This window comes from Streptococcus suis (assembly GCF_046032115.1).
Lineage (GTDB): Bacteria > Bacillota > Bacilli > Lactobacillales > Streptococcaceae > Streptococcus > Streptococcus suis_AJ.
The window spans coordinates 24086-47958 of sequence record NZ_JARQOZ010000017.1; the positions used below are offsets into that span (position 1 = coordinate 24086).

Sequence of the window (23873 nt, forward strand, 5' to 3'; positions counted from 1 at the left end):
ATCTTTGAAGGTTGGAGATGAAACAAACGAAGTTTGTGTCAACAGCCGCAGGCATAACTGAAGTACGGCAAAACGAGTTCAAATAATGATGAAATTATTTGAAGTTGGAAATAGGGAAACGAAGTTTCCACTTGCGTCGACGTAATAAAAGATAAACCAAATGACGATACTGAAAAGGAGAACATATGACAGTAGATTTTAGAGCAGAGTTTGACAAACGCAAAGATGAGTTTCTAGCGGACCTCTTTGACCTCTTACGCATCAATTCTGAGCGTGACGACAGCCAGGCAGATGCCCAGCATCCATTTGGACCTGGTCCAGTGCGTGCCTTGGACAAGTTCCTGGAAATCGCTCAGCGTGATGGTTACCCAACCAAGAACGTTGACAACTACGCAGGTCACTTTGAGTTTGGCGAGGGCGACGAAGTCCTCGGTATCTTCGGTCACTTGGACGTGGTGCCAGCAGGTAGCGGTTGGAACACTGACCCATACGAGCCGCAAATCATCGACGGCAAGCTCTTTGCCCGCGGATCCTCTGACGATAAGGGACCGACCATGGCTTGCTACTACGGCTTGAAAATCATCAAGGAGCTGGGCCTTCCGACCTCTAAAAAAGTCCGCTTCATCGTCGGTACCGACGAAGAGTCAGGCTGGGCGGACATGGATTACTACTTCGAGCACGTCGGCCTGCCATTGCCAGATTTCGGATTTTCTCCAGATGCCGAGTTCCCGATTATCAATGGCGAAAAGGGCAACATCACAGCTTATCTTCATTTTGCGGGGGAAAATAGCGGAGCTGCTAAGCTGCATTCCTTCGCAGGCGGTTTGCGTGAGAACATGGTGCCTGAGTCTGCGACAGCGATTATTTCTGGCGACCTAGCAGATCTGGACAGCAAGTTGGCAGAATTCACAGCTACTTACGGCCTAAAAGCTAACGCAGAAATCCTTGAAAACGGACAGGTACAAGTGACCGTCATCGGAAAATCAGCCCACGGTTCAACCCCAGAAGAAGGTGTCAACGGAGCAACTTACTTGGCTAAATTCCTCAGTCAATTCGCCTTTGACGGAGCAGCCAAAGCCTATCTTGAATTGGCAGGACAAGTTCTTCTGGAAGACCATGACGCTAAGAAACTCGGCGTAGCCATTTACGATGGGCAAATGGGTGCCCTTTCTATGAATGCTGGTGTCTTTAAGTTTGATGAAAACTCATCTGACAACACTATTGCCCTCAATTTCCGTTATCCAAAAAATACCAACCCTGAAGCCATCAAGGCTGGTCTGGAAAAACTTGGCGTGGAAGCTGTCAGCCTGTCTGAGCATGGTCATACCCCACACTATTGCCCGATCGACGACCCAATGGTCGCGACCCTCTTGTCTGTTTATGAAAAACACACAGGCTTGAAAGGTCACGAACAAGTAATCGGCGGCGGAACATTCGGCCGCTTGCTCAAACGTGGTGTTGCCTACGGAGCCATGTTCCCAGGCGATGTCAATACCATGCACCAAGCCAACGAATTTATCGAAGTTGAGCAACTCTACCGCGCCGCTGCCATTTACGCAGAAGCTATTTATGAATTAATCAAATAGTACGAACCCATATTTACAGTACAGCACTTTTATCTAAGGCTAGTTTTTCAGCTACTCATCGTTCGTTTTTTGGGAGTGAGAAAGAACTCGATTGGTCTCAAAACGAGTTCGTCAACAAATTTTCGTTTCAAGTTGTTGACCTGAAACAGTCTATCCCCAGACTTTGAATTATGTGAGCTGACTACCGTCAGCTTTTATCTCCCACTTCAAGAGGTCTCCCAGACCTTTTGAACTCCCACCCCCGCATAGCTCCAAAGGTTCGGGGAACCTTTGGAGGTTGGAGATAGAGCGAACAAAGTTCGCATCAATCGTTAAGTCAGAGTAGTGACTGTTGGAGGTTGGAAATGAAGCGAACTTGTTCGCAACAGTCGTAGAGGTCGGATTTGGAGTGTAAAACACGAATTGCAGAGATTTGCTTCACAAATCTTATCTCCAACCTTTTTACCTCGCTTTTTCATTTTTAGGCTCAGGCTGAAACAGTTCCCCAAACTGTTTCACTCCACTGGACTGTTTAGACACAAACTTCGTTTGTTTTATTTCCTACCTCTAACAATCTCCCAGATTGTTAGAGCAATCAACCACTGCGCTGAGATGTTGACACGAACTCTGAGAAGTGGCGCTGGGCTTGAGCCCAGCCTCAAAAAACTGCCTTGATTAGCGAAAAACTATCTCTTATATCAAAGTACTTTACTTGTGAATACGGGTTCATATCAAGACGGGTTCGCCCGTCTTTTTTAGGAGGGAAAATGGAACTGAAAGAACTCACACTTGCAGATATGGAAATGGTCAAACAGCTCTTCTTATCTGTATTTAGTCAGGAGCCATGGAATGACGATTGGTCTGACGAGGAACAATTAGACCGTTATCTAGGCGATTTGCTGTCACACCCCAGAGCACTTTGCTTTGGATTGCTTGACCAAGGTAGCCTCATTGCTCTTTCTCTAGGGCACATTCGCTACTGGTATGAGGGGACCGAATACCGTATTGAAGAGCTCTGTATTGCTCGCAACTACCAAGGACGAGGAATTGGTAAGGACTTTCTAAAAAGAATTGAGGAGCAGCTGGTCGAGAGAAAGATTGTTCATATTCTCCTGCAAACCGAACGCGCTCTGCCAGCCTTTTTCTTCTATAAAAAATGTGGTTTTCATGCCCTAGAAGCAGATGTAACAATGGTCAAGAAAGTAGGACATCATGGAACTTGCTGATATTCGTCAGGCGATTATGGAAGATTTACCCAATCAAGCTTTTACGAAAAATGGGATAAAGCCGCTTTTCCAAGCACCGTCTACTGCAAAAATCCTCATTATTGGACAGGCGCCGGGATTAAAAACACAAGAAAAAGGTCGCCTCTTTGATGATGCTAGTGGAGAGAATCTGCGGAAATGGTTGGGAGTAGATAGGGAATTCTTCTATGAATCTGGCTATTTTGCTATTCTTCCTATGGATTTCTATTATCCAGGAAAGGGGAAGTCTGGAGATTTGCCGCCTCGCAAGGATTTTGCGTCCAAATGGCACCCGCTCATTATGAAGCAACTACCCCAGATTGAGCTGACTTTGTTGATTGGTAAGTATGCCCAGGACTATTATTTAGGGGAATCCCATAGGACTGTGACCGAGAGAGTGGAGAATGCAGCTGATTACCTACCCACCTATTTTCCCCTACCTCATCCATCGCCAAGGAACAATATCTGGCAAGCTAAACATCCTTGGTTTGTTGAACAGACTCTACCGTTACTGAAAAACAACATAAATATATTGTTGGGAAAATGATAATATGATATAATTGTATATATATACCTAATAAATTTTTCTTATCTTTGTTCATCGAAGGAGGTGTTCTGATGAGAAAATGGAAAAAAATTGTCATTGGCTGTTTCGCTATTCTAACGGTTTGCTTGCTATTTGCACCCACACTAGCTAGAGCAAATCAGATTCCAGACCGACCCACAGGTACAACGGTAGTGGATGAGACGCAGTTACTCTCGAGTGAGACCATTGCAGAAATTGATCAACTCAATCGAAATTGGGCAAGCACCGAGCAAGCTTTACAGGTTGGTGTTTATGTAACAGAAAGTCTGTCCAGTGATATTGAAAGTTTGGCTAATGAAACCTTTCGTCACTGGCAGGTCGGTTTTGCAGGAACGGACAACGGAGTTCTTTTAGTGGTTGCCATAGCTGACAGAGCATTTCGGATAGAAACCTCAGACAATGCTGCCACAGTCATCACGGATGTAGAAGCCAAGGACATTCTGGAAAATGCAAGAGAATTTTTCCGCCAGGAAGACTATGACGGAGGAGTAACCTACATTGTCCAATCCATAGGAGATCGTTTCTACGGGACTAGTCTGGGTCAGGAACAACTGGCAGCTATGGAAGAAAGGACCAGTGCAGAAAGTGATAGTTTTGTCTGGTTTATGATTGTCATTCTCGTGATAATCATCTTTATGATCATTGATAAATCCAGCCGTGGTGGAGGTGGTCCAGGGAATCTTCTTTGGATGCTGGTGGATGACCGCCATCATTACCATGACAACCATTCCTCTCATTCTTCCTCTTCTTCATCATTCGGAGGAGGTGGCTGGTCTGGTGGCGGTGGTGGAGGCGGCGGAGCCTCGTCTGGTTGGTAAGAAAGGAAAATGTTTATGAAAAAGAAATGGTTAGCTATACTAATTCCGGTTCTCGCTCTGCTATTTTTAGGAATGGGGGCAGTCGGTCAATACAATGGGCTGGTCGATAGCCATGCGGAAGTGGAAAATGCACAGGCCAATGTGGATACCCAGCTCCAACGTAGATATGACCTGATTCCAAATGTGGTTTCGGCGGTCAAAGGCGCCATGGAACACGAGGAAGAAATATTTACTGCTATTGCGGATGCGCGTGCGAAAATCGGTTCTAGTCAAGCAGGAACTAGTGACTACAATCAGGCCCAAAGTCAGCTGGATTCGGCTGTTTCTCGCCTGCTGATGGTGGCGGAAAATTATCCGCAACTGACAGCCAACCAACAGGTATCTGATTTGATTACAGAGCTTGAAGGTACTGAAAATCGGATATTGGTTGCCCGCAAGGATTATAATGCGGTGGCAACAGCCTACAATAAAAAAATCAAGCGATTTCCGACTTCCATCTATGCCAATCTATTTGGCTATGAAAAAGTCGAGCTTTTCCAAGCCAGCACAGATGCGGCAACAACAGTACCAAGTGTTGATTTGAGTGATAAGGAATAAAGGAGATAAATATGGACTTTGGATTTGATATATTGGCAATTATGATACCAATTATTGTTGTTGTACTATTTGTTTTATTGTCTGTATGTGGTTATGTGTCCGCCAAGCCTAACGAAGCGATTGTCATTACCGGCTTGGGCAAACCTAGGACCTTAATTGGCCGTTCTGGTTTTATGATTCCCTTTATCGAAAAACGCTCCTATATCTCTATTGAGCAGTTTTCAACAGATGTGCAGACCACAGATTTTGTACCGACTCTTGATTTTATCAACGTAAAAGCTGATGCGGTCGTAAAAGTAAAGGTTGGGGTATCTGATGAATTGCTCAATGCGGCAGCTCAAAACTTCCTTAACTGGAAAACTGCAGATATTTCTGCCTCTATTCAAGATGTCTTGGAAGGAAATCTGCGTGAAATCATTGGCCAGATGGAACTGCGTGACATGGTTAATAACCGCCAGGCTTTTGCAGAAAAAGTCCAATCCAACGCGGCTCCTGACTTGGCTAAAATGGGGCTGGAAATCATTGCCTTTACGGTCCAATCCTTCACAGATGATAACGATGTTATCAAAAACCTAGGTATTGACAATATTGTGACCATCCAGAAGGATGCCGCAAATGCTCGTGCAAAAGCAGAGCGGGAACAAGCAGAAGTCCGTGCCCGTGAGGATAAGGCGGCTAATGATGCGCGTGTTGCTGCAGACTTAGAAATCGCCAAGAAACAGAATGAACTAGCTATTGAGCAAGCTAATCTAAAACGTCAGTCAGATGTCCAACTGGCACAGGCAAACGCAGCCTATGGCATTGAGGAACAAGCTCAACGGAAAGAAATCGAGCGTGCAACTGCTGAAGCCAATATTGTCAAGCAACAAAAAGAAGCAGAAGTAAAAGCAGAGGAAGTTAAGGTCCGTGAACAAGAGCTCTCAGCTACTATCCGCAAACAGGCAGAGGCAGAAAAATATGCTCGTCAGCAAGCTGCAGAAGCAGATTTGATTGAACGTCAACGCAAGGCAGAAGCAGAACTCTACGAAACGCAGCGTGAAGCGGAAGCTCAAAAAGCGCGTGCAGAAGCTGCCAAGTATGCTGCGGAGCAAGAAGCGGCAGGTATTGAGGCCAAAGGACGTGCCGAAGCAGAAGCCATCCGTTTGAAACTCGAAGCAGAGGCAGAAGGTCTTAGCAAGAAAGCGGATGCCATGGCCAAGTTCAACGATGCAGCCGTGACTGAAATGGTGGTCAATGTCCTTCCAGAAATCGCCAAGAATATTGCAGCACCACTTGGAAATGTTGATAAGATTACCATGTACGGCGAAGGGAATGCCTCAAAAATGGTGGGAGACCTGATGACGACCATGGACAAGACAACAGAAGGTCTAGGCCTCAATGTCCGTGATTTAATCAGTGCAACCCTAACTGGTCGTGCCATGTCAACAGGTTTACTGACTGCACAAGAAACAAAAGAAGCGGAAGAGGACAAAGAAAAATAATAAGCAGTTGGAAGAGATGGGTGACTGAGTAGGTTTACACCATCATTTCCATCGCATGATTGTCTTTAAAAATGAAAATGTTTAGAAACAGTAAAAAAAGTAAGTTGTTTATACAAAAAATAAATGAACTATTATCTGATTCAGAATTAAAGTTGAGCAAAGCATTGAAATTCCAGTTGTTGGAAGCAATGGAGTTGTGTGAAAAAGGTAGTAAGATTAGCTATCTTTCCTATAAAACTTATCCATAGGTATTGGAAGAACTAGCTTTGAATAGGATTCAATCGGATAAATTAAAGATGTTTAAGCGCTATTTAGAGCAAGAAAGGTGGAAATATTATTTTGGTTCTGCTTTGGGAATGGCGTTTACTTCGATTAGATAGTGGTTCTGAGGATTTGTAAGTACATTGATTGTGCTGTGCAACTTCGATAGAATATGAGAAAGTCCCAAGAAAGAGCAATCTTGGGACTTTTACAATCTTTATTGAGATTCGTTTTTGTTTATCAGTTATTTACCCACACCCCGCTGACATAATCCTCAGATAGAATGGTTTGACTTAAAACTTTTTTTGTTTGCCAGTCATAGATGAGTGCCTTACCAGCCAGAATCAATAATAATCTGTTACCGTCTAGTTGGCGGACATGGTCAATATAATAAGGACGAGGATTAAGCTCGTCTAGACGATGGTAGCTCTCTTGACCTGTTTGGGTATTATAAATGGTGAAAGAGATTGCGGATAGCCAATCGCTTTCGTGCTCAATGAATAATAGGTTATCTTCCTTGAGTGGTTGGATGCTTCCTGGTGCAGGCTGTGATAAGGTTATGGAGGAAAATGTACGTGTCTTTGTATTAAAGGTCAAAATATCATAGGAAGTCTCAATATCCTTGTAATCTAAAGCATGGTGGCTAGTGATTGGAAGATAGAGTGTATCCTTTGCAAGGAGTCCTTCATGAGTTACTAGATTTTTGTCATATTCGACTATATCTGATGTTGTAAAGCTTGTTTTATCGATGATATAGAGAACATTTTTTTGAGAATCTGATTGACCAGTGGTTATTTGATTGCCTTTTAAATAAATGAATGTATCATCTGCATAGACATATGGAAGTGGGAAAAAATCATCATCTAGTTTTAATTGATTTTTTAATTTGAACGTATTATCAAACTGCGATAAGGCATGGAAAGGACCTGCTGTATAAAAATGTTGTCCATCAGTTCCGCTGATGTAGGTAGCGTATTTGCTTGGCTTACGAAGAATTTCTCCTGTTTTGAAATCAATAGAAACCAAATTGTCATTGGTAAATTTCAGCTGGTCATTGGCAAAAACTAAAGATTGATTGTCTAGAATGTGGTTTTTTCCAGAGCCGAAATAGTTGTCCGAATTCATTTTTTGAGTGTGAATGAGCTTGGGCTGGTCATTAGATAATTGAAAGGCTTCGATTTTACCTGGATAAACGAGATAGAAGTCAGCATTTGAATCGAGTTCTACTTTGGCGTGCTGATAGGTTTCCAATTTCCAAGCGATAAAGGAAAAAATAAGGCAAAAAGCGGCAAGTAAAGCGATTATCATTTTTTTCATAGGGTAAGCCTCCTTTCTATCCATAGTATAGTTTATTTTTTAGAGAAGGACAAGTTTTAATCTGTTAATATACAAAAAGTGTGCAAAAACTGAACCTTTCATCTTCAATCACAATTTGAATCATTAAAAATAGCTTAGAATCACGGTTTCTTACGACGTAATTCTAAGCTATTTTCTATTTTTAAGACTTACTACTTAGCATCTTCTTATTTTCCAAGACAGAATTGGCTAAAGAGTTGGGTAATGAGTTCATCTGGAGCAGCATCACCTGTGATTTCTCCTAAAATCTGCCAACAGCGTGTCAGGTCAACCTGTAGCAAGTCTACTGGCATGCCCATTTCCAGACCGTCATTGACAGCTTGTAGGCTTTGGACGGCTTGCTCAATCAGGGAAATATGACGAGAATTGGAGAGGTAGGTGGCATCTTGCTCTACCAAACCTGCATTTTCAAAGAAGAGCTGGTTGATTTTTTCTTCGATTTGGTCGATGTTCTGGTTTTTCAAGACGGAAATGCGAATGACATCCTCAGGCAGTTGGTCTGCTTCAATCTGTTCTTCCAGGTCGGTCTTGTTGAGCAGGACGATACGGTTGGCCATATCGGAAATAGCTAGGAGATTGCGGTCTTGCTCGGTCAGGGGCTCGGATGCGTTGAGGACTAGCAGGATCAGGTCGGCCTCCTCAAGTGCTTTTTTAGACCGTTCCACACCGATTTTTTCAACGATGTCATCTGTTTCACGAATACCTGCTGTATCAATCAGCTTGAGGGGGACACCTTTGATGTTGACGTATTCTTCGATAACGTCGCGGGTTGTTCCTGCGATGTCTGTAACGATGGCTTTTTCCTCGCGGAGGAGGTTATTGAGCAGGCTGGATTTTCCCACATTTGGACGACCGATAATGGCGGTTGCGATGCCTTCACGCAGGATTTTTCCACGGCGGGCAGTGCGGAGGAGATTTTCCAAAAGGGCTTGGAACTGGAGGGTCTTTTCACGGACCAGCTCTGTCGTCGCTTCCTCGACGTCGTCGTACTCAGGGTAGTCGATGTTGACCTCGACCTGTGCCAGTGTGTTGAGAATCTCCTGACGGGTGTCGTTGATGAGCTGGGAAAGGGAGCCGTCAAGCTGGCGGACGGCATTGTGCATGGCCTTGTCGGTCTTGGCACGGATAACATCCATGACGGCCTCTGCCTGGGTCAAATCCACACGGCCGTTGAGAAAGGCACGCTTGGTAAACTCGCCTGGCTCAGCCATTCGAGCACCTTGGCGAATCAGGAGCTGGAGAATTTCGTTGGTAACGGCGATGCCTCCGTGGGTGTTAATCTCGATGACATCTTCGCGGGTGAAGGTCTTTGGAGAATGCATGGCCCCAATCATGACTTCGTCAAGTACTTGACCTGTCGCAGGGTCAATAATGTGGCCGTAGTTGAGGCTGTGGCTAGGAACAGTCGCCAAATCCTTGCCCTTGAAAACCTTGTTGGCAATAGCAAATGCATCTGTCCCAGACAGGCGGACAATCCCAATGGCCCCCTCACCGAGAGGGGTGGAAATAGCGGTAATGGTGTCGAATTCTTTGGTGATCATAATAATGTGCTTTCTAACTAAAAAATCTTACTTATAAGTGTATCATGGAATGAAGAAAAAAGCACAGATGAGGGATGGGGAGTGCAGAAATGTATTGAGAGGGCAATAAATATAGTAATTAATTTGAGAAGATAATTTGATAGAAATACAAAAAGTGTTGCTATTAATTTAGGTTGACTATGTTATAATAGAAACATAAAAATTTAAGAAAACCGAAGGGTATACCCTTCATTTATTATATTCATAATAAATGAAGGGTATACCCTTCATTTATTATATTCATAATAAATGAATCCTATCAGCCCTTTAGGAATTTTCAGCTGAAAGGTAGATCTAATAATGAAGCAAGAACTGGAGCAACTTTTGGCACAAAATGAAACTTTTATGGTGGAAGGTGTGCTCAATAAAAATAAACTGGCCGAGCTGGCGAGACAATACAATCCTGAACTCCTTAATATATTGATGAGTAATGGTAAAATTTCTAAGCATTTCTTTTCTACTCTAGATACTGGTGTTCTTATTTTCAAGAAAGACGTCTTTTTACAGTTTTTGAACAATAAGGAGTTTCTCCCCGACAGTTTTACCGCCTACAAGACTAAAATTGGTTTGGCGACTGGTGACAAGTATTTATCAGAAAATCAGGAAGTTGTCCTGAATTTTCCATACAAAGATTGTGTGCTAGAGGGTGGACAGACTAAGGATGATGCCAAACGTCAGGAGATTTTCTTTAACGAGACACTCACACCGACTGAAATCAATCGTCTTTTGGATGATAAGGTCTTGACCAACTTCAGGCGCTATGATGAAACTGGAGAGCATGAAGTAGAAGAACTCAGTGATACCGATAACCTCATCATCAAAGGTAATAACCTCATTGCCCTTCATAGCCTCAAGAAACGCTTTGCAGGGAAGGTCAAACTCATTTATATTGACCCGCCCTATAATACAGGTAGCGACTCTTTTGGATATAATGATAGTTTTAACAGAAGTACGTGGCTAACTTTTATGAAAAACCGTCTATCTATTGCCAAGGATTTACTAGAAAATGATGGAATACTGATTGTCCAAATTAGCTTCCATGAATTTCCATATCTCCGAGTAATGATGGATGAGCTTTTTGCTGAAGAAAATCATAAAATGGATGTTAATGTTCTCGTACGCCATCCGCAAAGAAGCTTAACAAGTGACAAAGAATTTAATGACGTTTTGGAATATGCGTTGATATATAGTAAATCTGAAAATTTCAAGTTACCAAAACAAAAAGTAGTTAAAACAATCGACGATTATCAATATGACTTTGATTTTCCTGAAATTCCTCATGACAGTTTTCAAGTTGGAGACAAAACTATAAATGTTTACTTACCTGATGACGTTACTATTGTTAGAGGTCAAGGTCATATTGGTGGTTTGAAATCAATGTCAATTCGAGGTAGTATTCGAGAAAAAAATTCTAGTGGGCGATTCTATGTTGCTCATCTAGAAAAATTAATTGCTAAGTATCCTGAAGGAACCATTTTTACTGTCCCAGATATGGGGGATGATGGACGAGATTTTAGAATTTTTGAACTTCCAAAAAATGGGAATAAAAATGGCTTTTACTATCCTGGAAAACCACTTGGAAGCGAATATACATTAAAGCCTTATCCTAACTTTGTGGATTTTGTTCAGCAATATAACTTAGTGAACTCTGAGGGCGATGTATCTTTTAGAAATGGAAAAAAACCAGAAGAATATATTAAATACTATATTGAAATGTTTACGGAGGATGGAGATATTGTCCTTGACTACCACCTTGGTTCAGGAACAACAGCAGCCGTCGCCCACAAGATGAACCGACAGTACATTGGTATCGAACAGATGGATTATATTGAGACGGTTTCGGTGGAGCGACTGAAGAAGGTTATCGCTGGTGAACAAGGTGGTATCTCAAAAGATGTCAACTGGTCTGGCGGTGGTAGCTTTGTCTACGCCGAATTGAAAAACGATGCTCAAGATTTCAAAAATGCGATTTTTGAGGCGACAACAACGGAAGAATTATTAGAACTGTTTGAGCTTGCGAAAAAATCTTCCTTCTTGTCCTACCGCATCGATCCTAAAAAATTGAAAAAGAATGAGTTTAGTCAACTTTCTTTGGCGGAACAAAAGCAAATCTTGTCTGAAATCATTGATAACAATAACCTCTATGTGAATTATTCTGATATTGATGATAGTGATTATCAGATTTCCGCAGAGGATAGAAAGCTCAATCACTCTTTCTACGGAAAGGAAAAGTAAGCCATGACATTCATTTACGAAACCTATGATACAGTCAGTCGGTCTGGCTTTAAGGATTTTCGGACAGATTTGCCAGATTACCTCACGAAAAATTTGAAGCACCCATTACGACCTTATCAGCAGGAGGCTATCGGACGTTATCTTCACTACAAAACAGACAAAAATCGTCTCATTCCAGAGCAAGTTCTTTACAATATGGCAACTGGTTCTGGTAAAACGCTCTTGATGGCGACGATTATCTTGGAGAAGTATCAGCAAGGTGAACGGAATTTTATTTTCTTTGTGAACAACGATAATATCCTGACGAAAACAAAGGATAACTTCTTAGAAAGTGTTTCTGGCAAGTATCTTTTTGCGGAAAAGATTGTCATGGACGGACAAATTGTGACCGTTCGTGAAGTGACAGACTTTTCAGATAGTCGTGATGATAGTATCAATATTGTTTTTACGACAATTCAAAAACTCCACCAAGACTTGAATACACCAAGAGAAAATCGTCTCTCTTATGAGCAGTTTAAGGATATTTCGGTTGTCATGCTGGCGGATGAAGCTCACCACTTGAACGCTGGATTGAGTAGGTCGGAGAAAGATGACAATACCAGTTGGACTAGTACGATTGAAACGATTCAAAAGACTGCTAAAAAGTCCAGTATCTTTGAATTTACTGCAACAATTGACCTGACCAATCCAACCTTAGCACAAAAGTACGAAAAGTCCTTACTTTTTAAGTATGATTTGAAAGAGTTTCGTTTAGATAAATATTCTAAAGATGTACTCTTTCACTTGGTGGATGGTGAAGTCAATCATCGCATGCTACAAGCAATTATCATCAGTCAGTACCGCAAGAAAATCGCTTTGAAAAACGGAATTAACTTAAAACCATTGGTCATGTTTAAGTCGCAGAAAATTGCAGAAAGTCAAGAAAATTTGGATGCATTTTTGGGGTTGCTAGACAACCTTTCTCCAGAAGATATTCAAGCACAGCGAGAGCTGGTCATTGAAATGGATGAAAAGTTCAGTATCCTGAAAAAGGCGTTTTCTTATTTCGAGACAGTTGGCATTTCAGATTCGGATTTGATAGCAGAGCTTCAAGAAGATTTTCGCAAAGAACGCCTACTATTGGTGGATGGGAAAAATAAGAACAAGGATAGCCTGAACATCCTCAACACCTTGGAGCAGCCTAGTAATGAAATCCGAGCGATTTTTGCCGTCGATATGCTAAATGAAGGCTGGGACGTTCTTAATCTTTTCGATATTGTACGCCTCTACGATACCCGTGATGGGAAAACAACGAAAAACGGATTTGTTCCTGGAAAAACGACCAACACAGAGAAACAGCTGATTGGTCGTGGTGCTCGTTATTTTCCATTTGTGATTGGTGATAATCTGGAAGACAAGTATATTCGGAAGTTTGATGATAATGAAAATAAAGAGCTTCGTGTCATTGAGCAACTGCATTATCACTCTGCGAATAACCCTCGTTATATTTCAGAACTAAAGCAGGTTTTGCGTGAATCTGGGATTTTCGATGACCAAAATCTTGAGGAACGAGAACTTAAACTCAAGGAATCTTTCAAGAAGACGCGGACTTATACTGATGGTGTTGTTTGGATGAATAGGCGTCTCTCGTACGAACAACTTCTTGAACAGCGTCAAGGAAGTCTATTTGATACCAATTTTATTCCCAAATCGTTCGAGGTCAAACTCCCAACACATGGTGTGCGAGATATTGAAGCGTTTGATGAATCGATGTACATTTCAGAATCTTTAGAAGTACTTACTTTCAAATTTGGCAAAGTTATCGGTAAAAATATTGTTCGAACAGCTATCAATCGGAACAAAAAATTTACCTTTAATAATCTCCAAAGAGCCTTTGTAGCACTTGGAAGTGTATCTGCCTTTATTGGTATGCTCGCAGATATTGATATTCGAGTTGAATCTCAATATCAAATGATGTCTGATTTGACGCCAGATGATAAACTTTATATCACGGAAAAACTTCTCCACCATATTGAAAAAGATTTGATTGCGACCGAGGAACGCTTCTTCGGTTCAGAAAAATTTGAACAATACAAAATAAAAGACTTGTTTGAAGATAATATCTTGCGAAAATACACCATCAATCATCAAAGTCAGTCAGAGTTTGGTTTATCTCAGAAAAATCCAGCTGAGACGCAATATTTTGAAGACTTAGACAATCTAAACTGGTACGCTTACGATGACAACTTCGGCACAAGTGAGGAAAAACTTCTCGTTCGCCTGATTAAAGATTTAATGGTTGAACTTGAAGAAAAATGGACGGATATTTACCTGCTTCGAAATGAAAAAGCTGTAAAGATTTATAGTTTTGATAAGGGGCAAGCCTTTGAACCAGACTTTCTCATGTTTGCCAACGACAAAAATACAGGAAATGTTTCGTGGCAGATTTTCATTGAACCGAAAGGGAGCCAGTTCTTGGATTCTGATAATACTTTCAAAAATAGCAAGGAAGGTTGGAAACAAGAGTTCTTGCGTCAAATTTCCGAGCGAGACGAGGCGAGAACACTGGTTGATGATGACCGCTATCGTATTGTTGGATTGCCGTTCTTTAATGAGGTGGTAAGCAAGGATGGGGTTAGGGAAGAATTACGTAAATTGTAATGTAGGAGAATATTATGGTAAAAAGGATTGATTTTCATATTCATACAGTTCCAAGTATAAAAGATTCGTACTTTAACTTTTCGATTGAGTGGCTTAAAGCATATGTAGATAAGACAAAATTGGATGCTATTGCTATAACGAATCATGACTTATTCGATAAAAACAATTTTGAGGAAATTTCAGAATATCTACCTAATGTAAAAGTTTATCCAGGAATTGAACTTGCTTTGGATATAGGACATGTTAACATCGTTTTTCCTTGTGATTGCATTGATGTATTATCACAATTTTCTGAGTGGTTATCTAACATTCATCAAACCCAATCAGATAGTATAACAAGCGAACAGTTACGCGAACAATTGCCTTGTTGGGATCAAGGGATTTATATTTTTGAACTTGGAAAAAGTAAGGGAGTAAAAGAAATTCCCAATATTTTTAGCAACTTGGTGTGTGTTGGCGGTGTTCCTAATCAATTAAGATTTAATATTGCAAAAAATAACCCAGAGAGTTTAGTGCCCTGTTTATTCAGTGATGCACATGCAACAAATCAAGATTCAGATAATCGAAATGATATAGCTAAATTACAAAATAAGCAAACTTATTTACAGATTGATTCTTGCGAATTTGAAGATATAAAAAAATGTTTGAGAGATAAGAGTAAAGTTAGCATAAATAAAGAAAATTTAAAAGATGTTGTCGACATTGATGGTGTAAATATATCATCTGGACTTAATTTGGTAGTTGGAAAACGAGGAACTGGAAAGACTTATTTTCTCAATAAAATAAAGGAATTTAGTGATGATGAATACTACGAAATAAAGCAATTTGAAACCGCTAAAGCTGATGAGTATATTGAGAAGCAAAGAAAATACCAAGGTTCGATTGAATTTTCAAAATGGCAGGAAAAATATACAAATGAATTCTCGAAAATTAAATCATATTTGCAAGATACCTATACGGAAATTGATGATATTGAAAATTTTTTGGTAGATGTTAAAAGATTTGCTACTGAAATGGCAAGAAGTAAATCTAGCCAAAAATATTTGTTATTTCAAGAAACAGAATTTGAACTGTCTAATATTAATTACATAAGAAGTGCGCTTACAAATATTAAAGAGGTAATTGAGAATGAAGAAATCTGGAACCTCCTAAACAAAAACTCTCAGAAGAAAAGTGACTTTATTGAAGTTTATTCAGAACTTAGGGATATTTACCTAAAATATAGAAAGGATAATGAACTTAAGCAAAAAATAAATGAGATAATGAAGGATGTAAAATCTACAGTTACAGCTAGAACTGGAATTTCGAATGTTCAGGAATGCAGTATTAATAATATTATCCATAAGCTGCAACTAGAGAAAAAAATTGATAGCTTTTTAAATCAAATCATAGTTGAGACTCCGCTTAAAAATGAGCGTCTGCATGGTTATCAAATATGTGTAAATCTTATTCCATACAAGAATGCTAGTCAGTTTCAGAAAGAAATTGGAACGCAAGAGGCTGTAAATAATGATTTAATAAAAGTCTATAGAGAAAAGGATTTTATAACGTTTTTAAAAAGGTTGAAACAGAAAAAATTCTATAATGAAGCTAACTTTGCTGAATATTTACTTCAAAAAGAAGTTAAACTTCTTGACTCCGAAGGAGTACCGGCTTCAGGTGGTCAAGCTGTAGGCTTTGCTCTGATGTTAAGATTAAATGAAGCTAAAAATAAACCAATTATTCTAATTGATGAGCCAGAATCATCATTAGATAATGCTTATATAAAAAACGAGTTGAATAAAGAATTGAAGCAACTTGCAAGAAATAGTATGGTTGTTGTTATTACACATAATTCTACGTTGGGTACATTATTAGAACCAGATTATTTGATAATCACTTCAAAAGATAATAGCGGAAATTACTCTATCATGTCAGGGGAGTTTAGTTCCAGTAAAATCAAAGATTCAATAAATGGTACTGAGGAAAAAAGTTACGAAAAATTTATTGAAGCAATGGAATCCGGAATGGATTCTTATACTAAGAAAGGAGAAATATATGCAAATCTTAACGAATGATTCGGGATGTTATTTTATAATTAACGAGAGGAAGGTCAGACCTGAAGCTCTTTCTAAGAATGACCTATTGGATTTGTTTAATGCCATTTACCAGATAGAAGATATTACCACTCTTCAAATTCCAGAAGATACTGAAATTGAGAATATCAAAAATCCAGTAGAAAAAGAAATTGTCATTCAAATTATTCAAAAAGTAAAAGAGTTTGTTGATAATCTTGACCAGATAAAACATGATATTGACTCCTCTTTCCCAAGTCTTATGATTGAAAAATAATTTCAGCATTAGTCACTATGCACATATTGTAGTCTTTGCTGTCTGAAGTTTGAGTTGTTATTTTGAACTGCTGTCTTAGCTGTGGTATAATTATTTCGTGAATGACTTCAAAGGAGATAAAAATGACAAACCTAAAAGAGCAGGTTGGGATTAAGGCGGCGGAATTTGTGGCTGACGGCATGATTGTTGGGCTGGGAACTGGCTCGACAGCCTACTATTTCGTGCAGGAGATTGGTCGCCGGGTTGCGGAAGAGGGCTTGCAGATCACAGGCGTAACGACCTCTCATGCTACGGCAGAACATGCTGCGTCCCTTGGGATTCCCCTAAAAAATATCGACGAAGTCGAATATGTGGACTTGACGGTGGATGGAGCAGATGAGGTTGATGGAGACTTCAATGGGATTAAAGGCGGTGGTGCAGCGCTTCTCATGGAGAAAGTGGTAGCAGTCAATAGTAAGGACTGCATCTGGATTGTGGATGAGTCTAAGGTGGTGCAAACCCTAGGAGCTTTCAAGTTGCCGGTAGAAGTTGTACAGTACGGTGCGGAAAATCTTTTCCGACTATTTGAGAAAAAAGGGTATCGTCCAAGTTTCCGTATGCGTAATGGAGAAAAACATATCACGGATATGCAGAACTTTATCATTGACCTTGATTTGCGCAGAATAGAAGACACATATGCATTGGCGGAAGAACTGGATCGGACCGTCGGTGTTGTAGAACACGGTCTCTTTATTGGATTGATTTCCAAGGTAATTGTTGGTACACCAGAAGGACCGAACATCATCGAAAAGAAATAAATTGAAAACGCTTCTCATTTTGGTACAATGAGAGGCTTTTTTATGGTATAATGAAAACACGAACGTTTAGACTCTTCAAAAATCTATCCCCTTACCTCGTAGCAGTCAGATGATAGGTACTGAAAAAGCGATAGCTGAACAGCAGGCAGTGAAGCGAGTAACAGTATCTAGTTTTGATGGTTAGGAAGTTTGATACCGAGAGCTTTGACTGTATAAGTATTGCACCCCATTAAAATGTTTAGATGTGGTAACGATAATTTCCAGTCTAGCAACTTGGTTGGACGTTGATTTTGGTTGAATCTAACTATTCAAATAAAGGAGACAATTATGCCTAAATTTAAACGTGTTCACTTGGTAGTTATGGACTCTGTCGGAATCGGCGCAGCACCAGACTCAGATAAATTTTTCAATGCGGGTGTAGCAGATACAGAATCTGATACTCTCGGTCACATTTCTGAAAAAGCTGGGCTTGAGGTGCCTAATATGACCAAGATCGGTCTTGGAAATATCCCTCGTGACACAGCCCTTGCGACAGTTCCTGCCGAGGAACATCCGACCGGCTACGTGACTAAGTTGGAAGAAGTATCGCTTGGAAAAGACACTATGACAGGTCACTGGGAAATCATGGGCCTCAATATCACTGAACCATTCGATACTTTCTGGGACGGCTTCCCAGAGGAGATTTTGACAAAAATCGAAGAGTTCTCAGGACGTAAAATCATCCGCGAGGCGAACAAGCCGTATTCAGGTACAGCTGTCATTGATGACTTCGGCCCTCGCCAAATGGAAACTGGGGAGTTAATCGTCTATACCTCCGCAGACCCTGTGCTTCAGATTGCAGCCCACGAAGATATTATTCCGCTGGATGAATTGTACCGTATCTGTGAATACGCTCGTTCCATTACGCTTGAACGCCCAGCTCTTCTAGGCCGTATCATCGCCCGTCCTTACGTTGGTGAGCCAGGCAATTTCTCACGGACTGCAAATCGTCATGACTATGCAGTATCACCGTTTGAAGAAACAGTACTCAACAAACTAGCAGATGCAGGTGTACCAACCTACTCAGTTGGTAAAATCAGTGATATTTTCAATGGTTCAGGTATTACAAATGATATGGGTCACACCAAGTCCAACATGCACGGTGTCGATGTGTTGATTGATACTCTGAAGTTATCAGACTTCGAGGAAGGTTTCTCCTTCACAAACTTAGTTGACTTTGATGCTGTGTATGGTCACCGTCGCAATATCGAAGGCTACCGCGATTGTTTGCAAGAGTTTGATGCACGTATTCCAGAGATTATTGACAATATGCGTGAAGATGACCTGCTCTTGATTACTGCAGACCACGGCAATGATCCATCCTATGCTGGAACAGACCACACACGCGAATATGTGCCACTCTTAGCATACAGCAAGGCTTTCAAAGGTAGCGGTGTCTTGCCAGTTGGTCATTTTGCGGATATCTCAGCAACCGTTGCGGAAAACTTCGGAGTGGACACAGCAATGATTGGCGAAAGCTTCTTGGAGAAACTAGTTTAATGGAGAAGCTAACGGTCTATATCAATCCCGACTGTAGCAAGTGTAAAAAATTAAGAATATTGCTGTCCAGTCAGGATATGGAAGTCAAGTGGGTTAATTATTTGGAAACGCCAGTAAGGGGAGCTGAATTGACAGCTCTCTTGGAAAAAATGGGTAGTCAACCTTCAGCAGTTACTCGATTGAAGGAAGAAGAACGACTAGCCTTGTCAGAAGAAGAAATCTTAGAGCGTTTAGTTAAAGAGCCTGCTCTTCTCAACCGTCCCATTATCGAGCGAGAGCAGACAGCCTTCCTCTGTCGTCCGCTTGACATCATCAAAGAAAAAATGCCAGAATATGACTGGTCGGACTATTTATAAAAGGAGAAAATATGAGTTTACTTGCAAAAATCAATGAAACAAAAACGTTCTTGGAAGAAAAAGGTTTGGTAAAACCTGAATTCGGTTTGATTTTGGGTTCTGGCTTGGGCGAATTGGCCCAAGAAGTTGAGAATGCTATTGTCATCGACTATGCGGATATTCCAAACTGGGGTAAGTCAACAGTTGTTGGTCATGCTGGTAAGTTGGTTTACGGTGATTTAGCAGGACGTAAGGTCTTGGCTTTGCAAGGTCGTTTCCACTTCTATGAAGGCAATCCTATGGAAGTCGTGACCTTCCCAGTCCGTGTCATGAAAGCTCTTGGTTGTGAAGGCGTGATTGTAACCAATGCCGCCGGTGGTATCGGCTACGGCCCAGGTACCCTCATGGCTATTACAGACCATATCAACATGACTGGTCAAAATCCACTGATTGGCGAAAACTTGGAAGAATTTGGTCCACGTTTCCCAGATATGTCCAATGCCTACACTAAAGAATACCGCGAAAAAGCCCATGCCGTTGCGGAAAAATTGGGCATCAAGTTGGACAATGGTGTCTATCTCGGTGTGACAGGACCTACCTACGAAACACCTGCAGAAATCTTGGCCTTCAAGACTATGGGTGCCCATGCAGTCGGTATGTCAACAGTACCAGAAGTTATCGTGGCAGCTCACTCAGGCATGAAAGTCTTGGGTATTTCAGCTATCACAAACTTTGCGGCTGGTTTCCAATCTGAACTCAACCACGAAGAAGTCGTAGAAGTAACCGAGCAAATCAAGGGCAACTTCAAGGGCTTGGTGAAAGCTATCTTGGCTGAGTTGTAAGCATTCGAAAATAGAACAAAGAGGTACATTACATGTCTATCCATATTTCCGCAAAACCAGGCGAAATTGCTGATAAGATTTTGCTTCCTGGTGATCCGCTTCGTGCTAAATTTATCGCTGAAAACTTCCTTGAAGATGCCGTTTGCTTCAACGAAGTTCGTAATATGTTCGGCTATACTGGTACCTACAAGGGTCATCGTGTCTCTGTCATGGGAACAGGTATGGGAATGCCTTCGATCTCTATCTATGCTCATGAATTGATCAATGATTACGGCGTGAAGAAGCTTATCCGTGTAGGAACTGCCGGTTCGCTCAACAAGGATGTTCATGTTCGTGAATTGGTTTTGGCGCAAGCAGCCGCAACTAATTCTCGCATGATCAATATTGACTGGCCAGAATATGATTTGCCACAAATCGCTGATTTTGGTCTTTTAGATAAGGCTTATCATATCGCCAAAGAACTCAACATGACAACGCATGTCGGCAATGTTCTGTCTTCAGATAGTTTCTATTCTCCAAAATTGTTTAGCCGCAACTTAGAATTAGGTCAACTAGGTGTCAAGGCTGTCGAAATGGAAGCAGCTGCACTTTATTACCTAGGTGCTAAGTTTGGCGTTCAAACGCTTGCCATTATGACGATTTCAGATAGCTTGGTCAACCCAGAAGAAGACACAACTGCAGAAGAGCGTCAAAATACCTTCACGGACATGATGAAGGTTGGTTTGGAAACTCTGATTGCAGAATAATTAAGAATAATTCTGGGAGTGGGAAAGAACTCGACTGGTCTAAAAAAGAGTTCGTCAACAAGTCTTTATTTCTAGTTGTTGAGCTGAAACAGTCTATCCCCAGACTGTTTCACTCCCACCCCCGCATAGCTCCAAAGGTTCGGGGAACCTTTGGAGGTTGGAGATGAAGCGAACTTTGTTCGCAACAGTCGTAATGGTCAGATTTGGAGTGTGAAACACGAACAAATCTGCCAATCAATCACTGCGCTGAGATGTTTACACGAACTCTGAGAAGCGTGGCTGGACTTTTTGCCCAGCCTCGTTTAAAAGACGAACCAATTTCTATTTGTACGGAAGTTGGCTTGTCTTTTTTTTATAAATAGGGTATAATTAAGAAAACGTTTACAAAGGTGGAGTGAAACCTTTCTGAATGATTACATTAATATATCCAGGAGAAGCCTTATGATTAATTTACAAAATTTTGTTCAGTCTATGTATGCCAAACGCATTGAAGATTGTACAGACCAAGAACTCTATTACGCCTTGCTTGCTTTTACAAAACAGCAGAGTGAAGCTAAGTATACAAATGACCAAAAGAAAAAGGTCTACTATATTTCAGCAGAGTTCTTAATTGGTAAGCTCTTGTCTAATAATTTAATCAACCTTGGTCTTTATGATGAAGTGAAAAGCCAGCTTGCAGCTGCAGGTAAGGACTTGATTGCTATTGAAGATGTGGAGATGGAGCCATCACTAGGAAATGGTGGTTTGGGTCGTTTGGCCGCCTGCTTCCTTGATTCCATTGCTAGCCTTGGTCTCAACGGAGATGGTGTGGGATTGAACTACCACTTCGGACTTTTCCGTCAGTTGTTCGAATACCACCAACAATCTGCAGTGCCAAACGAGTGGATTACACCACGTTCTTGGTTGACAGAATCCCCAATTTCTTACCAAGTACCATTTGCTAACTTTACCTTGACGTCTAAGTTGTACGATATCGATGTGCCAGGTTATAAGACCGAGCGGAAGAACCGTTTGCGTTTGTTTGACCTTGGTTCAGTTGATGACAATATTATTTATGATGGCATTGAGTTTGACAAGGAAGATATTTTCCGTAATTTGACCCTCTTCCTTTATCCAGATGATTCGACAGACGAGGGTAAAGTTCTCCGTATCTTCCAGCAGTATTTCATGGTGTCTAACGCTGCCCAACTCTTGATTGACGAAGCGGTTGCCAAAGGGTCAAACCTTCATGACTTGCCTGATTATGCAGTGGTTCAAATCAACGATACCCACCCATCCCTTGTCATTCCAGAATTGATTCGTCTCTTGGAACTTCGTGGCATTTCCTTCGATGAGGCAATCGAAATTGTTAAGAAAATGACTGCCTATACCAACCATACAATCTTGTCTGAAGCCCTTGAAAAATGGCCACTTGACTTCTTGAACCATGTGGTGCCTCACTTAGTACCATTTATTGAGGAGTTGGACCGCCGTGCCAAAGAAGTGAAAAATGATCCAGCGGTTAATATCATCGATGAGCATGGTCGTGTCCACATGGCCCACATGGATATTCACTATGGCTACTCTATCAATGGTGTGGCAGCCCTTCATACTGAGATTTTGAAAACATCAGAGTTAAAAGCCTTCTATGAGCTCTATCCAGAGAAGTTTAACAACAAGACGAATGGTATCACCTTCCGTCGTTGGCTCATGCATGCCAACCCAAGTTTGGCAAGCTATCTTGATGGCCTACTTGGCCATGGTTATCACCATGATGCCAGCGAGTTGGAAAAACTTTTGGACCACAAAGACAGCAAAGAATTGAAGAAATGGTTGGAAGAAACCAAGCAGCACAACAAGCGTAAGTTGCAACGCCATATTGCTAAGACGCAAGGTGTCCATGTCAATCCAGAATCCATCTTTGATGTACAAATCAAGCGTATGCACGAGTACAAGCGTCAACAGATGAATGTCCTCTATGTTATCCACAAGTATTTGGATATCAAGGCAGGAAACATCCCAACACGTCCATTGACTGTCTTCTTTGGCGGAAAAGCAGCACCTGCTTACACAACGGCTCAAGATATTATCCACTTGATTTTGGTCTTGTCACAGGTTATCAAAAATGATCCAGAAGTAGCACCGCACTTGCAGTTGGTTATGATTGAAAACTACAATGTAACGGAAGCTAGCTTCATCATCCCAGCGGCAGACATTTCAGAGCAAATTTCTCTTGCATCCAAAGAAGCATCTGGTACTGGTAACATGAAATTCATGCTCAACGGTGCCTTGACCATCGGTACAGATGACGGTGCCAACGTGGAAATTCATGAATTGGTCGGCGATGAAAATATCTACATTTTCGGTCAAGATAGCCAGACTGTTATTGACCACTATGTCAATGGAACCTACCATCCGTATGCCTTCTACGAGCGCGAAGCGATCCGTCCATTGATTGATTTCATCACGTCTGACACCATTCGTCATGCTGGTGGTATCGATGAACGTCTCTGGCGTTTGCAAGACAACCTCAAGCACAATGACCACTTCATGACCTTGCTAGACTTGGAAGACTACATTGCGACCAAGGAAAGAATGTTGGCAGACTACGAAGATCGTGACAGCTGGTTGGATAAGGTTATCGTCAACATTGCTAAAGCAGGATTCTTCTCATCAGACCGTACTATTCAACAGTACAACGAAGACATCTGGCATTTGGAAGCTAAGTAAGCTAATACTCTTCGAAAATCAAAATTATCCGTTGTCAAGAGCCTAGATGAACTTCAGTTCTATCGTCGGCTTCGTTTCCTAGGCTACTTTTGATTTTCATTGAGTATAAATAAACTAAAAATGACCTTTCGGGGCAATGTCATTAAGTTAAGGATCCTACTCCAATTTTTATTGGATAGGGTCTTTTTATTTTTCGATAAAGTGATAGACT

Annotated in this window: 18 protein-coding genes; 16 read left to right on the top strand and 2 right to left on the bottom strand. The window is 41.2% G+C overall.

The window, feature by feature from the left end:
• The first annotated feature begins 185 nt into the window (after window positions 1-185).
• From pepV to P7J36_RS06620, 6 genes are all read left to right on the top strand, one after another.
• Window positions 186-1586: a dipeptidase PepV gene (gene pepV / locus P7J36_RS06595; RefSeq protein WP_408551563.1), complete on the top strand. Its 1401-nt coding sequence runs from the start codon at window positions 186-188 to the stop codon at window positions 1584-1586.
• A 746-nt stretch (window positions 1587-2332) separates the two neighbouring features.
• Window positions 2333-2791, top strand: coding sequence for a GNAT family N-acetyltransferase (locus tag P7J36_RS06600; protein ID WP_408551562.1), 459 nt, complete (start codon window positions 2333-2335; stop codon window positions 2789-2791).
• Complete coding sequence (locus P7J36_RS06605; RefSeq protein WP_408551561.1) at window positions 2778-3356, top strand: uracil-DNA glycosylase family protein; 579 nt, start codon at window positions 2778-2780, stop codon at window positions 3354-3356. The genes P7J36_RS06600 and P7J36_RS06605 overlap by 14 nt, the downstream gene beginning before the upstream one ends.
• Window positions 3357-3427: 71 nt before the next feature.
• On the top strand, window positions 3428-4213 hold the full coding sequence (locus tag P7J36_RS06610) for a TPM domain-containing protein (protein ID WP_408551560.1): 786 nt from the start codon (window positions 3428-3430) through the stop codon (window positions 4211-4213).
• 15 nt (window positions 4214-4228) lie between these two features.
• Window positions 4229-4810, top strand: coding sequence for a LemA family protein (locus tag P7J36_RS06615; RefSeq protein ID WP_408551559.1), 582 nt, complete (start codon window positions 4229-4231; stop codon window positions 4808-4810).
• Between the two features lie 11 nt (window positions 4811-4821).
• Window positions 4822-6291 (top strand): flotillin family protein, encoded by a 1470-nt coding sequence (locus tag P7J36_RS06620; protein ID WP_408551558.1) that lies wholly within the window; start codon window positions 4822-4824, stop codon window positions 6289-6291.
• Window positions 6292-6792: 501 nt separating this feature from the next.
• Here P7J36_RS06620 and P7J36_RS06625 read toward each other — a convergent pair.
• Both P7J36_RS06625 and mnmE read right to left on the bottom strand, forming a co-directional pair.
• Entirely contained in the window at window positions 6793-7869 is a 1077-nt protein-coding gene (locus P7J36_RS06625) for a hypothetical protein (protein ID WP_398582341.1), read from the bottom strand.
• Window positions 7870-8075: 206 nt separating this feature from the next.
• Window positions 8076-9449 (bottom strand): tRNA uridine-5-carboxymethylaminomethyl(34) synthesis GTPase MnmE, encoded by a 1374-nt coding sequence (mnmE, locus tag P7J36_RS06630; RefSeq protein WP_408551557.1) that lies wholly within the window; start codon window positions 9447-9449, stop codon window positions 8076-8078.
• 339 nt (window positions 9450-9788) lie between these two features.
• On the opposite strand from mnmE, the gene P7J36_RS06635 reads away from it, so the two are divergent.
• The 10 genes from P7J36_RS06635 (at window position 9789) to P7J36_RS06680 (ending at window position 23662) form a co-directional block, all read left to right on the top strand.
• A complete protein-coding gene (locus tag P7J36_RS06635; RefSeq protein ID WP_222366177.1) occupies window positions 9789-11723 on the top strand; it encodes a DNA methyltransferase in 1935 nt (644 codons plus the stop codon).
• Between the two features lie 3 nt (window positions 11724-11726).
• Window positions 11727-14363 carry a DEAD/DEAH box helicase family protein gene (locus P7J36_RS06640; RefSeq protein WP_408551556.1) on the top strand — a complete coding sequence of 879 codons (2637 nt, stop codon included), beginning with the start codon at window positions 11727-11729 and terminating at the stop codon, window positions 14361-14363.
• Window positions 14364-14377: 14 nt separating this feature from the next.
• The gene (locus P7J36_RS06645; protein WP_408551555.1) at window positions 14378-16420 is read left to right on the top strand and encodes a hypothetical protein; all 2043 of its coding nucleotides are present in this window, start codon (window positions 14378-14380) and stop codon (window positions 16418-16420) included.
• The gene (locus tag P7J36_RS06650) at window positions 16401-16694 is read left to right on the top strand and encodes a hypothetical protein (protein WP_029186752.1); all 294 of its coding nucleotides are present in this window, start codon (window positions 16401-16403) and stop codon (window positions 16692-16694) included. Before P7J36_RS06645 ends, P7J36_RS06650 begins: the two co-directional genes overlap by 20 nt.
• A gap of 122 nt (window positions 16695-16816) precedes the next feature.
• On the top strand, window positions 16817-17491 hold the full coding sequence (gene rpiA, locus P7J36_RS06655) for a ribose-5-phosphate isomerase RpiA (protein WP_029186751.1): 675 nt from the start codon (window positions 16817-16819) through the stop codon (window positions 17489-17491).
• Window positions 17492-17818: 327 nt separating this feature from the next.
• Window positions 17819-19030 carry a phosphopentomutase gene (locus P7J36_RS06660; RefSeq protein ID WP_408551554.1) on the top strand — a complete coding sequence of 404 codons (1212 nt, stop codon included), beginning with the start codon at window positions 17819-17821 and terminating at the stop codon, window positions 19028-19030.
• Entirely contained in the window at window positions 19030-19386 is a 357-nt protein-coding gene (locus tag P7J36_RS06665) for an arsenate reductase family protein (protein WP_408551553.1), read from the top strand. The genes P7J36_RS06660 and P7J36_RS06665 overlap by 1 nt, the downstream gene beginning before the upstream one ends.
• Before the next feature lie 11 nt (window positions 19387-19397).
• The gene (locus P7J36_RS06670; RefSeq protein ID WP_024415757.1) at window positions 19398-20207 is read left to right on the top strand and encodes a purine-nucleoside phosphorylase; all 810 of its coding nucleotides are present in this window, start codon (window positions 19398-19400) and stop codon (window positions 20205-20207) included.
• Window positions 20208-20239: 32 nt separating this feature from the next.
• A complete protein-coding gene (gene deoD, locus P7J36_RS06675; RefSeq protein WP_024375898.1) occupies window positions 20240-20953 on the top strand; it encodes a purine-nucleoside phosphorylase in 714 nt (237 codons plus the stop codon).
• A 441-nt stretch (window positions 20954-21394) separates the two neighbouring features.
• Window positions 21395-23662 carry a glycogen/starch/alpha-glucan phosphorylase gene (locus tag P7J36_RS06680; RefSeq protein ID WP_408551552.1) on the top strand — a complete coding sequence of 756 codons (2268 nt, stop codon included), beginning with the start codon at window positions 21395-21397 and terminating at the stop codon, window positions 23660-23662.
• Window positions 23663-23873 lie beyond the last annotated feature (211 nt).